The 1,746-nt window shown below is 55.8% G+C and carries 2 protein-coding genes and 1 pseudogene; all 3 read right to left on the bottom strand.

The features are described from left to right. Positions 1-96: 96 nt before the first annotated feature. Positions 97-342 carry a hypothetical protein gene (locus tag ACE4YL_RS02845; RefSeq protein ID WP_461369181.1) on the bottom strand — a complete coding sequence of 82 codons (246 nt, stop codon included), beginning with the start codon at positions 340-342 and terminating at the stop codon, positions 97-99. Continuing rightward, on the bottom strand, positions 339-1,406 hold the full coding sequence (locus ACE4YL_RS02840; RefSeq protein WP_461369180.1) for a phage Gp37/Gp68 family protein: 1,068 nt from the start codon (positions 1,404-1,406) through the stop codon (positions 339-341). The genes ACE4YL_RS02845 and ACE4YL_RS02840 overlap by 4 nt, the downstream gene beginning before the upstream one ends. Before the next feature lie 127 nt (positions 1,407-1,533). Next, a pseudogene (locus tag ACE4YL_RS02835) lies at positions 1,534-1,746 on the bottom strand (hypothetical protein); the annotation flags it as partial.

The raw sequence follows: 1,746 nt of genomic DNA, 5'->3' as shown, positions 1-1,746 counted from the left end.
CATCGGGGGCGGTTTTGCCGCAATATTGACACCTGAACGAATCTCTTTTAAACACTTCAAACCTCTGTTTTGGTGATAATGATTTGCGTTTGTTTTTCACGGTTTACCTCCTCGCCCTCCAATCTCTCCCCGCTCCTCCAGATCCATTATCAGCACGGCCACCTCGTAGTCCGGCCTGTCCACCGCCTCGGCCACCTCCCACACTTTGGCCCCGCGCTCGCGCAGCTCGCGCACGATCTCCAGCTCTTCCGCTGTCCAGGCCAGGTTCCAGTCGTTAGCGGCGATGTAAAACTCCCCGCGCCGGGCGTAGTCAAGGTGGCGCAGTTCAACGGTCTGACTCATGGGGTGGCCTCCGGATACTCATTCCACTCCCGCCCATCGAGTAGGCGGCCAGCGATCTTTTTGCTAACCCTGCGCATCCTGATCCATCCGGGATGTCCACGGTCAATTAGATCCTCGCGGATTTTACGCTCCCCCTTGTAACCAGCATTTCGAATTGTGGTAGCATCATCCCGGGGTATAAAATATCTGGTCCCACGATTAATGCCACCAACATGCACAAAGTGGGTAGAAGCGTGTTCTGATTCGGTCCATCCTCCCCATTGCTTGAAAAAGAATGGCACCCCCGCCGCCTGGCATTGATCCCGCAGGCTCCGCGCCCAGTCCGGGTGCATCGGCCTGGCTCCGGGGCCAGATTCGCCGCCGCAGATGACCCAGTCAATGCCATCAAGCAGGGTTTTTATCTTTTGCATATAGCCATCAGTTGCGGCACAAACAGCATCGAGGGCCACCGGCCCCAACATCGGCTCCACGCTCACGAACCGCACCGCCGCCGGGATCTCTAAAAGGATCGGTATACGCTCATCGGCAGCCTCTTGATTTTCAGCGGTCACGCCCAGCCAGACGTTGGGGAGGGGCCAGGGCGGGTCTTCTGGTAGAATGCTTCCCGGTGGCGCTATTGCGATAGCGTCATCCCTGGACAGATATCCGTGCTCCTCCATATGCTCCATGACAGGGCCAAGTCTCGTTGTGTAAAATGGCGGCGGCGGCTGCATATAGCCCCTTATCCGCTCAGGACGCTTAGTTAGCACAATGAAGGTATGTTGTGGGCATAGGGCCATGATTGCGAATATCTCGTCAATAAATTCTTCGGGCACATCCCCGTGAAACAGATCACCCATGCTACACACAAACACCCTGCGCGGCTGCTTCCAGCGCAGCGGTTCCCCCAGCCTATCCTCATGTAACGTCACCCTGAAAGGATCATCCTGCGGGTACCCGCACCGACCGCGCAATCTGTTCGCCATACGCTTTGCATAGCAATTCTGGCAGCCTTCGCTTGCAGGTGTGCAGCCTGATACCGGATTCCAGCTGTATTCTGTCCACTCTATCTTTGTCTTGCCCAATTCAATCCCTCCTCCGGCTCTAACTTATCCATCTTTTCTAACTTCTGATGTCCGCAATAGATGCACTCCTCCGCTGTATTCGCCGATGTATATTGATTCCCGCCACATGCGGGGCATTTAAAACGGTTCATAGCGTGACCTCCTTTGCATCTGTAGCTATGGCCTTTTCTAGCAACTTGGGCAAACCCTTCTTAACAATGATTTCCGATTTCAGAACACAAAGCGGGCGAACGCCGCCGTCCCCGTCGCACGCGTGGCTGATGTTCAACGTGCCGTCCGCAAAGACGCCGCGGACGTAAGGATTTACAGGGCTGTCCGGTGTCGCCGTCCACCACCATGT

Origin of the sequence: Candidatus Darwinibacter acetoxidans, from assembly GCF_041936445.1 — a bacterium.
Lineage (GTDB): Bacteria > Bacillota > Limnochordia > Darwinibacteriales > Darwinibacteriaceae > DTU010.
Note: the sequence above shows the minus strand (reverse complement) of the source record. Positions and strands in the feature narration are given on the sequence as shown.

Excerpts from the sequence above, each read along its gene's own strand:
- ACE4YL_RS02845 (WP_461369181.1), bottom strand. The coding sequence starts at position 342 with ATGAGTCAGACCGTTGAACTGCGCCACCTTGACTACGCCCGGCGCGGG.